The 18333-nt window shown below is 37.4% G+C and carries 16 protein-coding genes and 2 tRNA genes; all 18 read right to left on the bottom strand.

Features of this window, described 5'->3' with window-relative positions:
• Positions 1 to 144: 144 nt before the first annotated feature.
• The 18 genes from leuD to glcT all read right to left on the bottom strand — a co-directional run bounded on the left by leuD (position 145) and on the right by glcT (position 18288).
• Positions 145 to 729, bottom strand: a complete 585-nt coding sequence (gene leuD, locus DS031_RS02110; protein ID WP_113804266.1) for a 3-isopropylmalate dehydratase small subunit — start codon at positions 727 to 729, stop codon at positions 145 to 147.
• 33 nt (positions 730 to 762) lie between these two features.
• Positions 763 to 2175 carry a 3-isopropylmalate dehydratase large subunit gene (gene leuC, locus DS031_RS02105; RefSeq protein WP_113804265.1) on the bottom strand — a complete coding sequence of 471 codons (1413 nt, stop codon included), beginning with the start codon at positions 2173 to 2175 and terminating at the stop codon, positions 763 to 765.
• A gap of 14 nt (positions 2176 to 2189) precedes the next feature.
• Positions 2190 to 3299: a 3-isopropylmalate dehydrogenase gene (gene leuB / locus DS031_RS02100; protein WP_113804264.1), complete on the bottom strand. Its 1110-nt coding sequence runs from the start codon at positions 3297 to 3299 to the stop codon at positions 2190 to 2192.
• A gap of 153 nt (positions 3300 to 3452) precedes the next feature.
• Positions 3453 to 4475, bottom strand: a complete 1023-nt coding sequence (ilvC, locus tag DS031_RS02095) for a ketol-acid reductoisomerase (RefSeq protein ID WP_113804263.1) — start codon at positions 4473 to 4475, stop codon at positions 3453 to 3455.
• Between the two features lie 31 nt (positions 4476 to 4506).
• On the bottom strand, positions 4507 to 5028 hold the full coding sequence (ilvN, locus tag DS031_RS02090) for an acetolactate synthase small subunit (protein WP_113804262.1): 522 nt from the start codon (positions 5026 to 5028) through the stop codon (positions 4507 to 4509).
• Positions 5025 to 6752: an acetolactate synthase large subunit gene (ilvB, locus tag DS031_RS02085; RefSeq protein WP_113804261.1), complete on the bottom strand. Its 1728-nt coding sequence runs from the start codon at positions 6750 to 6752 to the stop codon at positions 5025 to 5027. Before ilvB ends, ilvN begins: the two co-directional genes overlap by 4 nt.
• A gap of 397 nt (positions 6753 to 7149) precedes the next feature.
• Complete coding sequence (gene ilvE, locus DS031_RS02080; protein ID WP_113804260.1) at positions 7150 to 8058, bottom strand: branched-chain-amino-acid transaminase; 909 nt, start codon at positions 8056 to 8058, stop codon at positions 7150 to 7152.
• A gap of 461 nt (positions 8059 to 8519) precedes the next feature.
• A tRNA-Arg gene (locus DS031_RS02075) sits at positions 8520 to 8596 on the bottom strand.
• Between the two features lie 19 nt (positions 8597 to 8615).
• A tRNA-Gly gene (locus DS031_RS02070) sits at positions 8616 to 8689 on the bottom strand.
• Positions 8690 to 8867: 178 nt separating this feature from the next.
• On the bottom strand, positions 8868 to 9389 hold the full coding sequence (locus tag DS031_RS02065; RefSeq protein ID WP_113804259.1) for a metallophosphoesterase: 522 nt from the start codon (positions 9387 to 9389) through the stop codon (positions 8868 to 8870).
• A 38-nt stretch (positions 9390 to 9427) separates the two neighbouring features.
• A complete protein-coding gene (locus tag DS031_RS02060) occupies positions 9428 to 10030 on the bottom strand; it encodes an XTP/dITP diphosphatase (RefSeq protein WP_113804258.1) in 603 nt (200 codons plus the stop codon).
• 4 nt (positions 10031 to 10034) lie between these two features.
• Complete coding sequence (gene rph / locus DS031_RS02055; protein ID WP_113804257.1) at positions 10035 to 10784, bottom strand: ribonuclease PH; 750 nt, start codon at positions 10782 to 10784, stop codon at positions 10035 to 10037.
• A 261-nt stretch (positions 10785 to 11045) separates the two neighbouring features.
• The gene (locus DS031_RS02050) at positions 11046 to 12113 is read right to left on the bottom strand and encodes a GerMN domain-containing protein (RefSeq protein WP_113804256.1); all 1068 of its coding nucleotides are present in this window, start codon (positions 12111 to 12113) and stop codon (positions 11046 to 11048) included.
• A 123-nt stretch (positions 12114 to 12236) separates the two neighbouring features.
• The gene (racE, locus tag DS031_RS02045) at positions 12237 to 13037 is read right to left on the bottom strand and encodes a glutamate racemase (RefSeq protein ID WP_113804255.1); all 801 of its coding nucleotides are present in this window, start codon (positions 13035 to 13037) and stop codon (positions 12237 to 12239) included.
• Positions 13038 to 13178: 141 nt separating this feature from the next.
• Positions 13179 to 14894: a phosphoenolpyruvate--protein phosphotransferase gene (ptsP, locus tag DS031_RS02040; protein WP_113804254.1), complete on the bottom strand. Its 1716-nt coding sequence runs from the start codon at positions 14892 to 14894 to the stop codon at positions 13179 to 13181.
• On the bottom strand, positions 14894 to 15160 hold the full coding sequence (locus DS031_RS02035; protein WP_113804253.1) for a phosphocarrier protein HPr: 267 nt from the start codon (positions 15158 to 15160) through the stop codon (positions 14894 to 14896). The genes ptsP and DS031_RS02035 overlap by 1 nt, the downstream gene beginning before the upstream one ends.
• Positions 15161 to 15235: 75 nt before the next feature.
• The gene (gene ptsG / locus DS031_RS02030; RefSeq protein ID WP_113804252.1) at positions 15236 to 17260 is read right to left on the bottom strand and encodes a glucose-specific PTS transporter subunit IIBC; all 2025 of its coding nucleotides are present in this window, start codon (positions 17258 to 17260) and stop codon (positions 15236 to 15238) included.
• 188 nt (positions 17261 to 17448) lie between these two features.
• Positions 17449 to 18288 (bottom strand): glucose PTS transporter transcription antiterminator GlcT, encoded by an 840-nt coding sequence (gene glcT, locus DS031_RS02025; protein WP_113804251.1) that lies wholly within the window; start codon positions 18286 to 18288, stop codon positions 17449 to 17451.
• Between the last annotated feature and the right edge of the window lie 45 nt (positions 18289 to 18333).

Raw genomic sequence — 18333 nt, 5'->3', positions numbered from 1 at the left:
CAGTTTCAATGCTGAAGCTCAAGCTAAAGAGAAAGAAACGATATACATACATTCCACTTAAGTTGTAACTATCGTATTGAATTTAATCTTCTAAATAAAAATCTTGGCAGTTTATAAACTGCCAAGATTTTGTAAGAGTTCTCTCTATGAACGCTGCTCTTCATACGCCTTAATTTGTTCTTCATACCGTAAAGTGACAGCAATTTCATCCCAGCCATTTAAAAGCATTTCTTTCCAATAAGGGTCAATTTCAAAGCTTTCTTTAAAACCGTCCTTATCTGCTACTGTTTGTTCTTTTAAATTAACCGTCAGCTCATAATCAGCAGCACGTGTTTTTTTCATAAGCTCTTCAACTTTTTCGGCATCTAAACGAACTGGCAAAATACCATTTTTCATACAATTATTATAAAAAATATCGGCAAAACTTGGAGCAATAATCACTTTAAAGCCGTAATCTAAAAGTGCCCAAGGCGCATGTTCACGCGAAGATCCACATCCAAAGTTATCACCTGCCACTAATATAGTCGTACCTTGATTTTCCGGGTAGTTCAATTCGAAGTTTTCATTTAATTTTCCAGGTGATTTAAAACGCCAATCAAAAAATACAAATTCTCCAAAGCCTGTACGTTCAATACGCTTTAAAAACTGTTTTGGAATAATTTGATCTGTATCTACATTTACTCGATTTAAACCCGCTGCTTTACCTGTATATTCTGTAATAGCCTCCATAATAGCCCCTCCCTTACAAAAATTATTACTAACTTAAGCAAACTCTTTATGGAACGTACGCACATCAACAAACTTACCTGCAATAGCTGCTGCTGCTGCCATTGTCGGACTAACAAGATGAGTTCGCGCCCCTTTTCCTTGACGTCCTTCAAAATTTCGGTTTGATGTGGAAGCACAGCGTTCTCCTTCAGGGACTGTATCAGGGTTCATTCCTAGACACATACTGCACCCAGACTCACGCCATTCAAAGCCTGCTTCAGTAAAAATTTTATCTAAACCTTCTTCTTCTGCACGCTGTTTGATTTGCTGTGAACCCGGTACAACCATTGCTCTTACACCTGAAGCCACTTTTCTACCTTTGGCAACTTCTGCAGCTGCTCTTAAATCACTTAAACGAGAGTTTGTACAGGAGCCGATAAAGACATGCTGCACCTCTACTTCATCAATCGACTGCCCTGCTTCAAGCCCCATATATTCTAAAGCTTCTTGAACAGCTTTTTGATCTGTTTTTGATGTAAAATCACTCGGGCTTGGAACCTTTTCATTAATTGAAAGTCCCATTGATGGATTTGTACCCCAAGTAACTTGCGGTGCAATTTGCGTACCATCTACTAAAATTTCAGAATCATATTTTGCTCCTTCATCTGTTGCAAGGGCACGCCACTCTTCTACTACTTTTTTAAACTCTTCACCTGCCGGCACGTAACGACGTCCTTTTAAATACTCAAACGTTGTGTCATCTGGACTAATTAAACCCGCTTTCGCTCCAGCTTCAATCGACATATTACAAATGGTCATGCGCTCTTCCATTGACATATTGCGAATTGTTTCCCCGCAAAATTCAATTACATATCCTGTTCCAAATCCAACACCATTGTCTTTAATAATCGATAAAATTACATCTTTTGAAGTTACTCCAGGTGCAAGATTACCGTTTATTTCTACTTTTAGTGTTTTTGGTTTAGCCTGCCATAATGTTTGAGTAGCAAAAACATGTTCCACTTCACTTGTACCAATTCCAAATGCAAGTGTTCCAAATGCACCGTGTGTAGAAGTATGGCTATCTCCACATACAATTGTTTTACCAGGCTGTGTTAAGCCAAGCTCAGGTCCAATAACATGGACGATACCTTGGTCAGGGCTATTTAAGTCTGCAAGCTTAATTCCAAACTCTTTACAGTTTGCTTCTAATGTTTCAATTTGCTTTTTTGCAATTTGGTCTTGAAGGTTGTATCGATCAACTGTTGGGACATTGTGATCCATTGTCGCAAATGTTAAATCTGGACGTCTTACTGGACGATTATTTAACCGAAGTCCCTCAAAAGCTTGAGGAGAAGTTACCTCATGAATCAAGTGTAAGTCAATATATAACAATGCTGGTTTTCCCTTTTCTTCATGAACGATATGACGATTCCAAATTTTCTCAAATATTGTTTGTGGTTTCACGAACTGCTCCCCCCTTATCTTTTAACGGAAATTGCATCAGCTGCTTTTTTATCTTGACTAAGGTAGGAGATGACAACCTCTACCATTTCATTTGTTGTAAGAACTTTTGTATTTTCTTCCACTATATCTGCGGTTCGATAGCCCGCTTCTAACACTTCTTCTACAGCCTCTTCAATTGCTGCTGCCTCTTCCTTCATTTCAAACGCATATTTTAACATCATCGCTGCTGATAAAATCGTTGCAAGCGGATTGGCTTTTCCTTGACCTGCAATATCAGGTGCTGAGCCATGAACCGGTTCAAATAATCCTGGTCCATCTGCACTTAAGCTGGCAGAAGGCAGCATTCCTAAAGAGCCTGTTAACATGGAGGCTTCATCGCTTAAAATGTCACCAAACATATTTTCTGTTACCATTACATCAAACTGTTTTGGATTTCGAATAAGCGCCATTGCCGCATTATCTACTAATAAATGCTCAAGTTCGACTTCTGGATATTTTTTTGCAATCTCTTCAGCCGTTTCCCGCCACATCCGGCTTGATTCTAACACATTTGCTTTATCAACAGAAGTTACTTTTTTATCTCGAAGCATTGCAAGCTGAAATGCCTTTTCAATAATACGCTCAATTTCACGTTTCGTATAATGAAGCGTATCTACTACTTCTTCATTATTTTCTCCTCTTCGCTCACGAGGCTCACCAAAATAAATACCGCCAGTAAGCTCGCGTACAATCATTAAGTCAACACCATTAATTACTTCTTCCTTAAGAGTAGAAGCATTTGAAAGGCTTTTAAATGCTTGAACAGGTCGGAGGTTTGCAAATAAATCCAATGACTTTCTGATTGCCAATAACCCTTTTTCAGGGCGTTTGTCACCAGGTAAATTATCCCACTTATAACCACCTACTGCCCCTAAAAGAATGGCATCACTTTGTTGGCAAATCTCTACAGTTTCCTTTGGAAGAGGTTCTCCTGTTTCATCAATTGCCGCTCCTCCAATTAAAGCTTTCTGAAAACTAAATTCATGTCCAAACTTTTCAGCTGCTGCTTGTAAAACTTTAATAGCGCCTTCGGTGATTTCCGGTCCAATTCCATCGCCTGGTAGTACAGCAATTTGTTTCTTCATCTTGTAATTGTCCCCCCTGCCTTATTATCTTGCTTTCCTGAATATTGAAATGGCTCACAACATGTGAGCCACCAACTAATTTCAATTTTTCCCGCGCGGTTTAAGTTAACCGCGGGCGACTGCTCCTAATTACCAAGCATTGTCTCAAAGATCTTAATTTTTTGCACTACCAACTACGTCTTTAGATTTAGATTTAACAAATGGCATCATTTCACGTAGTTCACGTCCAACTACCTCAATTGGATGTTGTTTTTCATTGTTGTTAATTGCAGTAAATTGAGGACGATTTGCTTGGTTTTCAAGAATCCAACCTTTCGCAAATGTACCATTTTGAATATCTGTTAATACGTCTTTCATTGCAGCTTTTGTTTGTTCTGTTACGACACGTGGACCTGATACGAAGTCTCCCCACTGCGCTGTATCAGAGATTGAATAACGCATGTTTTCTAATCCGCCTTCATACATTAAGTCAACAATTAGCTTTAATTCATGTAAACATTCGAAGTAAGCAACTTCTGGTTGATAACCAGCCTCTACTAATGTTTCAAAACCTGCTTTTACAAGAGCACTTGCTCCTCCACAAAGCACTGCTTGCTCACCGAATAAATCTGTTTCTGTTTCTTCTTGGAATGTTGTTTCAAGTACACCCGCACGAGCTGAACCAATTCCTTTTGCATATGAAAGTGCTAACTGTGTTGCAGTACCTGTTACATCTTGATAAATTGCGAATAATCCTGGTACACCTGCTCCTTCAGTAAATACACGACGTACTAAGTGTCCTGGACCCTTTGGTGCAACTAATAATACATCTACATCTGCAGGTGGCACGATTTGATTAAAGTGAATATTGAAACCGTGAGCAAACAGTAATGCTTTTCCAGCTGTTAATCCAGGCTCAATTTCTTCTTTGTATACTTTTGGTTGATACTCATCTGGTAATAGCACCATTACAACATCAGCTGCTTCTACTGCTTCTTTAACGCTTAATACTTCAAATCCATCTTGTTCTGCTTGATCCCAAGATTTACCTTTACGTAATCCAATTACAACTTCTACTCCGCTTTCGCGTAAGTTTTGTGCGTGTGCATGTCCTTGTGAACCATAACCTACTACTGCTACCTTTTTCCCTTGTAATAAATCTTGTTTTACATCACCGTTATAATATACTTTTGCCATAATAAATCTCTCCTTAGTCTAATTTAATTTTTTAATTTATGATTGAATATTGTTTAATATCTGTTACCTGTTTTTGAGTACCTCTTGTAAAGGCTGTAACACCAGTTCTAGCCAATTCTTTAATGCCATAAGGCCTTAACAAATCAAGCAGCGCTTCTACTTTATTAGAATCTCCTGTGACTTGTACCGTGACACTGTCACGACTCACATCAATAATCGATGCACGGAACGGCTCAATTAAGCCTGTAATCTCAGTGCGACTTTGAGGACTGGCAATAACCTTAATAAGGGCAAGCTCACGAGCCACAATTGCTTGATCAGTAATATCATTTACTTTTAATACATCAATTTGCTTATTCAATTGTTTAATGAGCTGTTCAAGTTTTCTTTCATCATCTACATTTACAACAAAAGTCATTCTTGAAATACCGGGCTTTTCTGTATGCCCTACTGTAATACTTTCAATGTTAAACTGCCTTTTCATAAACAGGCCGGTAATGCGATTTAATACTCCTGTTTGATTATTTACTGTAGCAGTTACAATTCTTCTCATGGTTTCACCCCAATCATTTCATGTAATCCTTTACCAGGTGCAATCATCGGAAACACGTTTTCATCCGCAGCAACACGGCAGTCAATTAGAACTGGTCGATCAACATGAAGAACATCCTTTAGAACTTCTTCTGCTTCGGCAAGATTATTTACTTTCACACCTTGAATGCCGTATGCATCTGCTAATTTTACAAAATCTGGTTGATGTGGAAGGAGCGATTCAGAGTAACGCTCTTCATAGAAAAATTCTTGCCATTGGCGAACCATTCCAAGCGATTGATTATTTACAATCACAATTTTGATTGGTAAATTCAATTGATGGATCAATGTTAGTTCTTGGGCCGTCATCTGAAAACCAGCATCTCCAACCACTGCAACAGTTGTACGTGTTGGGTCAGCTAGCTGTGCTCCTATTGCAGATGGAAGTCCAAAGCCCATTGTTCCAAGACCGCCTGAAGTTACCCAGCGATTTGGTTTATTAAAGGAATAATATTGCGCAGCCCACATTTGATGCTGTCCCACATCTGTCGTCACAATAGCTTCTCCTTCTGTAATCTTATGGACCATCTCCATTAACTTCTGAGGTTTTAACACATTGCCATCTTCATTATACCAAAGTGGATATTCTGTTTTATATTGACCCAACTTATCATTCCATTCCACAAAATCTGCAGCTGGCATATCTTCTGCTAATAAGGCTTGAATCGCCTCTTTTGCATCCCCAACTACCGGAATGTGAGTGTGAACATTCTTACCAATTTCCGCTGGATCAATATCAATATGAGCTACTTTAGCATTTGGAGCAAAATGTTCTAAATTGCCTGTTACGCGATCATCAAAACGCGCCCCAATACTAATTAATAGATCACTTTCATAAATCGCCATGTTAGCAGCATAAGTTCCGTGCATACCAGCCATCCCTAAAAATAGCGGGTGATTTCCCGGCATACTGCCAAGTCCAAGCAATGTATTAGCAACTGGAATACTGCGCTTTTCAGCAAATTCTTTTAGCTCTTCACTTGCTTTAGCGAAGACAACACCTGCTCCTGCTAAAATAACCGGACGCTTCGCTTGCTGTACCGCTTCATTTAATTTGCGAATTTGCAGAACATTTGGTGATACTGTCGGTTGATAACCAGGTAAATTAATCTCCTGCTCATAATTAAATTCGCCTTCTGTTGCTGCGATGTCTTTTGGAATATCAATCAATACCGGCCCTGGTCTCCCAGTTGTTGCAATATGGAATGCTTCTTTAATGATTCTTGGTAGATCCTCTACATTTCTAACTTGATAGTTATGCTTTGTAATCGGCATTGTAATTCCCATTACATCTGCTTCTTGAAAGGCATCTGTACCAATTACTTGAGTACCGACTTGACCTGTAAAAACAACTAATGGAAGGGAATCAATCATTGCATCCGCAAGTCCAGTCACAATATTTGTAGCCCCAGGTCCTGAGGTTACTAATACAACAGCAGGTTTTCCTGAAATTCTCGCGTAGCCTTCAGCAGCGTGAATGGCACCTTGTTCATGTCTTGCTAATACGTGTTTTACAGCTGCTCCATATAACGCATCATAAATTGGAAGAACTGCTCCACCTGGATAACCAAAAATAACTTCAACATTTTCTTGCTTTAATGATTCAACAAGCATTGCAGCACCAGATAGATTCTTCTTTTCAGTGCTTATTTTCGTTTCTTCATGACTTTTTAATTTTGCACACATTTTCTTTCTCCTCCAATTCTTCATTTAAAAATGTATACATGTGGACGTTTCAACCTTTTTATAACTGATAATTATGAAAATTGACATTAAAAAAAATCTTATCATCCACAATAGACTGGTTGCGTCTAAGGGACGAAAAGATTTACTTTTCATGGTACCACCCTTTTTCACAGTTCCCTTACAGAAACTGCCTCTTGAACGATCATCATTTAACCGTCCTTTTAATAACGAGTGATGAAAATCACCCGACCATTCCTACTGTTAAAAACTCTTTTCAAAATGGTACTCGGAGGCGATGTCGTGATAGGGAGTAACATCGGTTTCCAGCGACCCGACTCTCTGTAGATACCCAATTCCTTTCACTTTTACCTCTTCATTGATTTAACTTTATTAAGTTTTATACTACTGTGGCACTGTCTTCTAATCCATCATATACTTTAACACCTTCAGCGACAACCCGTTTACGGAACGCTTCAAGAAGCTGTTGTGTTTCCCTGCCTGGCTTTCCATCTCCAATAACACGACCATCAACTTTCACTACTGCAATTACTTCAGCCGCAGTGCCAGTTAAAAATACTTCATCGGCTACATAAACATCATGTCTAGTAAAGGGCTCTTCTTTTACTTCATAGCCAAGTTCATCTGCAATTTCAATAATTGCTCCTCTTGTAATTCCTTCAAGTGCTCCAACATAGCCAGGAGGTGTTTTTAACGTCTTCCCTTGAACAATAAAAATATTATCAGCTGAACCTTCAGCTACATAACCTTGATCATTCAACATTAACGCTTCACTAACTCCTGCTAGATTGGCTTCTATTTTCACTAAAATATTATTTAAATAATTTAAAGATTTTACTTTAGGACTGAGAACATCCGGACGATTTCTCCTGCTCGCTACTGACACGATTTCAAGTCCAGACTCGTAAAGTTCCTCTGGAAATAGTGCAAGATGTTCTGCAATGACGATTGTTTGTGGTTTTTTGCATTTCAGCGGATCTAAGCCAAGATCACCAACTCCTCGTGATATAACTACTCGGATATAGGCGTTCTTCAACTCATTTTTCTTTACCGTTTCAACGATAATTGCTGATAATTCCTCGCTTGTATGAGGGATTTCTAACATAATGGATTTTGCTGAGTTGTATAAACGTTGTAAATGCTCTTCTAACCGAAAGACATTTCCATCATAAACTCGAATTCCTTCAAACACCCCATCACCGTAGAGGAAGCCATGATCATATACGGAAATTTTTGCATTTTCTTTTGTCACAAATTCTCCGTCTAAATAGATCCACTGTTCGCTCAATGGAATTCCCCCCTCATTTACTTATGACTGAAATACTAAAAATATTTTATATAAGTAATGAATTACATCATATTTTTTATAATGTACATTCTCTCTATAATTTATTATGTTCAGCTGATTGTTTTCTTTATTTGAGGACTATCATACGCTGATTTTGAACTATGGTCAACCACTTTTTAAAAAATTATTTGACTTTTTAGATTGTTTAATTATATTGAATCCGTTTACATCGTTTGTATAAAAGGGCTGAAACGTTTTTTAACTTTTTTGACTTTCATAAAAAATTCTAAATGTTTATTTTTTTCAAATAATAATTCGGATAAAAAATCAACATTAAAATCAAAGTAATTTACCACATATTCCTTTTCTTAATAAGAAGATAATAAGATAAATATTATTGAAAAATAAAAAAGTCTTTCCTTTTTATAAGAAAAGACTTAAATATGCTATGTATATTCAGATGGCGTCCCAGGAGAGATTCGAACTCCCGACCGACGGCTTAGAAGGCCGTTGCTCTATCCTGCTGAGCTACTGGGACAACTGATCAAATAAATATTTGGAGCGGGTGATGAGAATCGAACTCACATCATCAGCTTGGAAGGCTGAGGTTTTACCACTAAACTACACCCGCACGTTTATCTAACGACATATATAAATATATATTATATTATTAAAGATGTCAATACCATATTAACAAGAAAAATATAAGAAGTGAAACAATCAGAAACTTACATAAGATATTTCCCTCAAATTCTTTTTGAAAATCTCTATAAAGCCAGGAAAGGAGGAGATTGTCTCCTTCCTTTTATTTATTTGCTCTTTACAACATAATGAGCGGCTAATTCTTCTACTTCGCTGCCTGCAGCATTAAAAAAGCGTACAGTCATTTCCTTTTCCTCTATCTCTGCAATGACATACGTTGGTTCAGGTCTTCTTCTAGGTATAAGAATGCTTCCTGGATTAATAAATACAATATTATTTTCTTGAAAGGAACCTGCCACATGTGAATGGCCAAAGCAAGCAATTTTTGCGTCAACTTCCTCTGCCTTATATTGAATAGACATTAAAGACATTTTTACATTATAGAGGTGACCATGTGTCACAAACACTCTGCTGCCCTGAATCTCCTCAGTAAGCTCGTCTAAATAGCTCGAATCAAAATCACAATTCCCTTTTACTTTAATAAAATCATTCATTTCAGGAGCATTATAAGGAAGCTCTGAATCTCCGCAATGAATCATTGCATCTACTGTTTGTTGATGACGCTTTTTAATTTCAATTAGTTCATTTGTTAACCCGTGACTATCGCTTATGATTAATAATTTCGCCAAAAAACTCACTCCTCGAACAACCTTGTCCACCTAGACTATTACTTCTGTTTCAATAGGCGATCCCACTCCTTCTCTAATTCGTGTAATGCCTGGGCGCGGTGTGACAAAGTATTTTTTTCTTCTCCATCCATTTCTGCCATTGTTTTCTCTTTTAAAGGAACATAAAAAATAGGATCATACCCAAAACCTTTTTCCCCTTTAGGTTCCTCTGTAATCATCCCTTCGCATTTGCCTTCTACAATCTCTGTTTTTTGATTAGGAATGGCAACAGCTAATGCACATACAAACCGGGCCGTGCGCTGTTCATAAGGGACTCCCTTTAATTCTTCTAAAACCTTTTCAAGATTCGCTTGATCGTTCTTCTCTTCTCCTGCATACCGAGCTGAATAGACACCAGGACGACCTTCTAATGCATCCACCACTAGTCCAGAATCATCAGCAATAACAACTTTATTTATTAAACTGCTAATCGCTTCCGCCTTAATCGCTGCATTTTCTTGAAAAGTTATCCCTGTTTCCTCGATCTCAATATCTTTTTCAAAATCTAATAGGGACTTTACTTGTATTCCTTTTTTTGAAAACATGTGGGCAAATTCTTTTACTTTCCCTTTATTTTTCGTTGCAATTATAATCGTTTCCAAAGTCTCACACACTTTCTGATCCAATATTATTAGCTAACTCGCCTAACACTTCTTTTTGTACTTCAATTAGTTCTGAAATACCCTTTGAAGCTAATCTCAATAGGTTTTGCAGCTCTTTATAAGAAAAAGTTGCTTCTTCACCCGTTCCCTGAAGTTCAACAAATTCTCCGTTTCCTGTCATAACAATATTCATATCAACATCTGCGCCAGCATCTTCTCGATAACATAGATCTAATATTTCGCCTTGACTTTTGTCAATTCCAACAGAGGTTGCCGCTAAAAAATCTATGACCGGCATTTCTTTTAATATTTTACTTTCGACACACTTTCCCAGCGCTAAAGTCATCGCCACAAAAGCTCCAGTAATAGAAGCTGTTCTTGTACCACCGTCTGCTTGAATGACATCACAATCAATCCAGATTGTTCGTTCACCCAGCTTTTTCAAATCTACAACAGAACGCAATGCTCTACTAATAAGTCGCTGGATTTCCATAGTACGCCCTGACACTTTTCCTTTACTTGATTCGCGAATATTTCGCTGTTCTGTTGCACGAGGAAGCATAGCATACTCCGCTGTAACCCAGCCTTTTCCCTGCCCCCTCATAAATGGAGGAACACGTTCTTCGATACTTGCTGTACAAATCACTTTAGTATCCCCTACATGTATGAGTACAGCCCCTTCTGGATGTTTTATATAGTTTGTTTCAATATGTATAGATCGCAGTTGATCATTTTCTCTTCCATCTACTCTCATAAAGAAGCTCCTTTACAAAAATGGTATTATTACTTTTGATAGTATCCCCTCCCCATATATAACTATCACTAGCGAAAGAGAAAAACTTCCTTTAATCTATTGTAAAAGTTCGACACAGCATATAAACATGTAAAGTTGAATGCAATTGTAATACAGCAAAAACCCAATTGCAATTAAATTACTCTTTTCCAGCATATTAAAAAGAGGCGGCAACCATTTACCAACCTCTTCATTTTATCATATTATAGAAATATTTTCCGTCTAAAAACCAATCGTTTTTGTGATCATTTCTCTTGTAACCGGTTCTGCTAATGGTTCACCAGAAGCATTTTTTAATGTCGGTTCTCCGTTTACTTGAATGGCTACTTGATGAATATTAGTTTGTTCTGTGAGAGAAAGAACAAGAGCATTTAATGTATGATCTGATACGATTTCTTGGTTTAATAACGCTTCATTAAAATTTAATGTAGCTAACCCCACATCATCTATAGAGACGTCTAACAATTCTACATCACTTGAAAAGTCCGAAAACAACCCTGATTGTATACTCGGACCATCTACTAACCCTTCTACAACAGCTGCTACACTGTCTGTTTTATTAGCAATTCGCTTTGTAACTGGCACATAATAACTCGTTCCTTCAGTTTGAGCTAAATAATAAACCGTTACACCCATACTATTTGCCATGTCCACCACATTACCTGTTTCATTATTAATTCCATCTAGGCGACTTACACCCTCACCTACTGGTGTCTGATTCACCGGCATTACCTTTTGTTCATATCCATTGATCCAAATTTGTACATTTTTAATATTATCAAATTGTGTGAGTGTCCATGTAATGGATTGAAGGATCTTCTGTTCTTCGCTTGGATCATAGTCAGCAAATTCTTTTGAGAAATCTACAATAGCTGTGTCGCTATCAAGATTAACACCGATTACTTCTGTGCCTGCCGGGAGAACTGCTTGAAAGCCATTCGGCAGTAAATCTGTCACAGGTCCATCCTTCACCAAATATTCCACCGCCTGCTTGGCTACCTCTTTTGTTTTAGGTAAATTTAAAGATTGAGGTACGACATAACCATTTTTGTCCATTAAATATAGCTGGCGTGTGACTGTTTCTACCTCTTCACTAGTTGTTTCATCCACATCGTTGGCTTCTTTCTTATCTTCAACTGCTTCTAAGGGCTCATCTTCTGATACAAAGTTAACATCTTTTGGTGGATCTATCTCAGTTGTAGATTTAGTAGCGTCAAATACACATCCAGATAGCATCACTGCTAATAAGAGCAGAATGAATGATGACAAGACTTTCAACCGTTTCGGCATGAATAAATTCCCTCCCCAGATGGTTTGTACTACTATGTATACGAGCTTCTCAACCTTTTAGACCAAATAAAAATTATCATTTTATTCTCCTTAAAATAAAAAGATAGCTCTCCTAAAGAAGAGCTATCCTAACGAAATTCCATAAATATTTTCGATTTTTTCTTCAAACCAGTTGTTTGCAATTTGTGAAAATATCTTACTTTGACCTGTTGTATAAAAATAATGAATCGGCTTTTCATCACTTATGTTCATAAGATTGCTGTGATATAAAACTGTACTTACTTCTCGTGCCGTTTCATCTCCTGAACAAATAGTGCGAATGTCCTCTCCCATTACCTCTTTAATAACAGGTTCTAATAATGGATAATGAGTACAGCCTAAAATAAGCGAGTCAATTGGATACTCCTTAAAAGGAGCTAACGTCTCTTCTACCACTTTCTTTGTTCGTTCACCATCTAGATTATTACTTTCAACGAGAGGAACAAATTTGGGACAAGCTAGGCTCTCTACCTTTACTTTACTGTTAATGCTTTTTAATGCATTTTCATATGCCTTACTTTTAATGGTTCCTTCTGTACCTATTACGCCAATATAATTGTTTTTTGTAATTTTTAAAGCTGTTCTCGCCCCTGGATGTACAACACCTACCACAGGAATGGATAAAGTCTCTCTTATTTCATCCAAAACAACAGCTGTAGCCGTATTACAAGCAATTACAAGCAATTTAATATCGTGCTTTGATAATAAATAATTTGTCATTTCCCAAGTAAACTGTCGAACTTCTTCCCAAGGCCGTGGACCATATGGGCATCTTGCTGTATCCCCTAAATATACAATCTCTTCCTTAGGGAGCTGGCGCATTAATTCTTTTGCTACCGTTAGTCCTCCCACACCTGAATCAATTACTCCTATTGGTTTCTTCACTTTATCGCCTCTTCTATTATAATCTCTCTTTGTTATTTATATGGTTATACCCTTGTTTACTTCCACACAATCTAACAATCATATTATAAAGCAAAATAATAAAAAAGAAAGAGAGCTATCTAAATGATAGCCCTCTTTTGTTTATTGAAAGTTGTTTTCTACAAATTCAATAACTTCTTCTGTTGTACCCAGATTTAAGATTGTTTCAATATGGGATTCAATTTCTTGCTTTGATAGCTTGCTAATTTGGCTGCGTGCAGCAAGGATCGATGTCGCACTCATGCTGAATTCATCTAAGCCGATCCCTAATAAAATTGGAATCGCGATTGAGTCGCCTGCCATTTCACCGCACATACCAGCCCATTTTCCTTCTTTATGAGCAGCTTTTACAACCATATTGACAAGGCGTAAAATTGCCGGGTTGTATGGCTGGTAAAGGTATGAAACTTTTTCATTCATACGGTCGCTTGCCATTGTATATTGAATTAAATCATTTGTTCCAATGCTGAAGAAATCAACTTCTTTCGCAAACTGATCAGCCATTACAGCTGTTGATGGAATTTCAACCATCATGCCTACTTCAATCTCATCAGAAACCTGCACACCTTCACTTACAAGCTTGTCCTTTTCTTCAAGCAAAATCGCTTTTGCTTGTCTAAATTCATCAAGCGTTGCAATCATCGGGAACATGACTTTTAAATTCCCAAATGTGCTCGCGCGAAGCAGTGCGCGAAGCTGTGTACGGAAAATATCCTGCTCTTCTAAACAAAGACGGATCGCACGGAACCCTAAAAATGGGTTCATTTCTTTTGGAAGGTTTAAATATGGAAGCTCTTTGTCGCCGCCAATATCTAACGTACGAATAACAACTGGCTTTCCTTCCATTTTTTCAAGAACCGTTTTATACGCTTCAAACTGCTCGTCCTCTGTTGGCAGTTCATTACGTCCCATGTATAAAAACTCCGTGCGGTATAAACCAACGCCTTCTGCACCATTTTCAATGACACCTTTTACATCATCAGGTGTTCCGATATTTGCAGCAAGTTCCACATGATGATCGTCTTTCGTTACAGACGGCTCGTTTACAAGCTTCGCCCATTCTGCTTTTTGCGCTTCAAATTGTTCTTTCTTTTTGTTATACTGTGCGATTTCTTCTTCTGAAGGATCAACAATCACATGTCCATCTAATCCATCAATGATGACAAGTGTATCAGCTTTGATTTGTTCCGTAACGGATTTTGTTCCAACAACGGCTGGAATCTCCATTGAACGAGACATAATCGCTGAGTGTGAAGTACGCCCACCAATATCGGTTGCAAAGCCTTTTACATATTTACGATTTAGCTGTGCTGTATCAGATGGTGTTAAGTCTTCCGCAATAATAATCACTTCTTCAGTGATTGAAGCAGGAGATGCAAATGTTACGCCTAATAAATGAGCAAGAACACGCTTGGACACGTCACGAATATCGGCAGCTCTTTCTTTCATATATTCGTTGTCCATTTGTTCAAACATCGTAATAAACATGCTTGATACATCATTTAGCGCACTTTCTGCATTGATTTGTTCTGTTTTAATTTTATCTTTTACTGTGTCAACAAGCTCAGGATCCTGCAGCACTAGTAAATGCGCTGCAAAAATCTCTGCTTTATCTTCGCCTAATTCTTTTTCTGTATGTTCTTTAATTGCTTCAAGCTCTTGTCTTGATTGCTTAAGAGCAGATTCTAAACGCTCGATTTCTTCATCTGCACTTTGAACCTTTTTTGTTTCAATTTCAAGTTCAGGATTTTCAAGAACAAATGCTTTGGCAATTGCGATACCTGAAGAAGCGCCAATTCCTGTAATATTAATAGACATTACTCGCCAAGCCCTTCATTTTTCATAACTTCGTCAAGAGCTGCAATTGCTTCGTCTGCATCATTACCTTCTGCAGCAATTGTAACTTCAACCCCGCTAGGAATACCAAGTGACATAACACCCATAATGGACTTTAAGTTTACAGACTTTTCTTTGTACTGAAGAGTAATATCAGATGAAAATTGTCCTGCTTTGTTAACAAGTTGTGTTGCTGGACGTGCATGAATACCTGAATCTGCTGTTACTTTAAATGTTTTTTGTGCCATGTAAAACCTCTCCTTTATTAAATGCATTTTAATTTTTTAAATTATTAAACAGAAAATACTTTACCATGTTTTCATTTATTTATCAATTGCTACTATTTCTACTTCGCCTTTTTCTACAGCACCTTTTTTATTTAACACAATTTTTTCGCCATCTTGCAAGTTTGTGAATACAATAGGCGTCACTGTTGATTTGGCGTTTTCTTTAATATACTCTAAGTTAACTTTCATTAATTCTTGACCTTGTTTTACTTCATCACCTTGTTCAACAAAAACGTCAAAGCCTTCACCTTTTAAATTAACAGTGTCAATTCCAAAATGAATTAAGATTTCACGACCTTCTTTTGACTCGATTCCAATCGCATGTTTTGTCGGAAATACATTAATAATTTTTCCATCTACTGGAGAAACAACACTATTTCCAGTAGGTTCTACTGCAAAACCGTCACCCATCATTTTCCCAGAAAATACTTCGTCTGGAACTTCAGAAATCGGCATGATCTTCCCTGTTAATGGGGAGGCAATTGAAACTTTTTTAGTTACATCTGCTGCTGCAGTCGTTTTTGGTTCTTCTTTTATAGTACGAGGCTTCTTTCCAGACATTACATCCTTAATTTGGCCTTTAATTTGGTCAGACTGCGGTCCAAAGATCGCTTGAATATTATTTCCAACTTCAAGTACTCCTGATGCACCTAATTTTTTCAAACGGTTTTTATCAACTTGATTTTTGTCATTTACAGAAACACGTAATCGCGTAATACAAGCATCTAAATTAGCAATATTTTCAGATCCGCCAAGCGCTTCAAGAATGTTTTCCGCTAGTTCTCCACCTTGACCTTCTTCACCAGTCACATCTTCTGTTTCATCTTCACGTCCAGGCGTTTTTAAGTTAAACTTACGAATCGCAAAACGGAAACCGAAGTAATAAATAACTGATAATGCAAGACCTACCGGAATAACAAGCCACCAGTCTGTACGATTTGGCAGCACACCAAACAGCAAGAAGTCAATAACCCCACCAGAGAACGTCATTCCAATTTTTACATTTAAAATATCCATAATTGCAAAAGATAATCCTGCAAATACAGCATGAATTGCAAACAATACAGGTGCAACAAATAAAAATGTAAACTCAATCGGTTCTGTAATTCCTGTTAAGAAAGAAGTTAATGCTGCAGAACCCAAAATACCTGCAACAACCTTTTTTCTTTCAGGACGCGCTTCATGATACATTGCAAGTGCTGCAGCAGGAAGACCAAACATCATAAACGGAAACTTCCCTGTCATAAACGCACCTGCTGTAAAATCAACACCATCTTTTAACTGTGCAAAGAAAATACGTTGATCACCACGAACCACTTCTCCGGCTTGATCGACATATTGTCCAAATTCAAACCAAAACGGTGAATAGAAAATATGATGTAAACCAAACGGAATTAATGCACGTTCAATAAGACCAAAAATAAATATCGCAGCGACTGATTTTGAATCAACCATGCTGTGTGAAAGAGCGTTTAATCCCGCTTGAATTGGCGGCCAAACAAAAATCATTAAAACCCCTAATAGGACTGCAGATGCTGCTGTCGCAATTGGAACGAAGCGCTTTCCTGCGAAAAATCCTAAATAAGCTGGAAGGGAAATATTGAAATACTTTTTATACATATAAGAAGCAAGAACCCCGACAATAACACCGCCAAAAACACCCGTTTGCAGTGTTGGAATTCCTAATACATTTGCATAAGCTTGATTATCTGCAACAAGTTCTGGGGTAATACCTTTTAATACACCCATTGTAATATTCATAATTAGAAAACCGATAATCGCAGCTAAACCGGCAACACCGTCACCATCAGCTAAACCAACAGCTACCCCAACAGCAAACAGCAAGGCGAGATTAGAGAAAACAATTCCACCCGCTTGTTCCATTACTTGAGCAATAAGCTGTACCCAATCTGCATTTAAGAAAGCTGCGCGATCTAAAAATGCTGGATTTTGAAATAAGTTACCGAATGCGAGCAGTAATCCTGCCGCTGGTAAAATCGCTACAGGAAGCATTAATGCTTTACCAATTCTTTGTAAAACACCAAATAGATTTTTAAACATTATGAGACCCCTTTCTTTTTTACATAAATTTATTTGTCAGGCAACAAAAAAGGCATGAGCGGAAAAATATGTATGTTTAACACAAGTAAATTACTGAGTGTAGTATACCCATAATTTACAAACATACACATTTTTCTTCACTCATGCCTGATCGTATCAGTAACACGTAAAGAATAATGACTATTATTCTATTTTGGAGAAAGCCTTTGCAGATGCATCGTTAAATAAACAGCCTCTGCATCTGAGATCGGCTTTTGTAAAACTTGCTGCATGACTTTTATTAACTTCCATGATAAATTATAGCATATTGGGTATTCTTTTTTCAATACATTTGCTAATTTTTCTTGCTGCTCTACTTGTTCCTCATGTTGAATTCTTTCTATCGCATGACGCAAGTGGCGAACAAGTCGTAAATAATTAATACTTTCACGATTAATTATAATTTCTAAAGACTCCTCAATCATCTTAATCATTGTACTAATTAACCTAGAATGTTTATTAATATCAGAAACATGCTGGTCCGTAACCGCACTATGAATATGTAACGTTACAAAACCAATTTCCCCTTCTGCAAGCTCAATATTTAATTTTCTATTTACAAGTTCAACTACTTCTTCTGCTACCGTATACTCATCCGGATAAAGAGTTTGCGTTTCAATAAGAAAAGGATTTTTTATATCTAAGCCATTACGGAGCCGATTTACAGCAAAGGATATATGATCAGTTAAAGCAACATGAATATGTTCATTAAGAGAGGATTGAAGTTTCCTCTCGATCAGTCGAACAGCATCATTCATTACACCGATAAACTCTTCATCTACTTGATAAAGCAGCTGTTTATACTGTTCTTGCTCATTGCTATTTATTAACACAAAGCATTTGTCCACTTTGTCTTGTTCAATTGTATCCCCTTTTTTCTTCCCAAAACCAATTCCTTTTCCAATCAATACAACTTCTGTCTCTTCCTGAATTGCAATAACAACATTGTTGTTTAATGCTTTTTTTATTTCAAAAGGTTGTTTGAACATCTGCTTGCTCCTTGCTAAAAACGGTTTCATTGATGTCTATAATCA

It is taken from the genome of Bacillus taeanensis (assembly GCF_003318295.1).
GTDB classification, from domain to species: Bacteria; Bacillota; Bacilli; order Bacillales; family UBA6769; genus Maribacillus; species Maribacillus taeanensis.
This window is presented reverse-complemented; position numbering and strand designations above follow the sequence as displayed.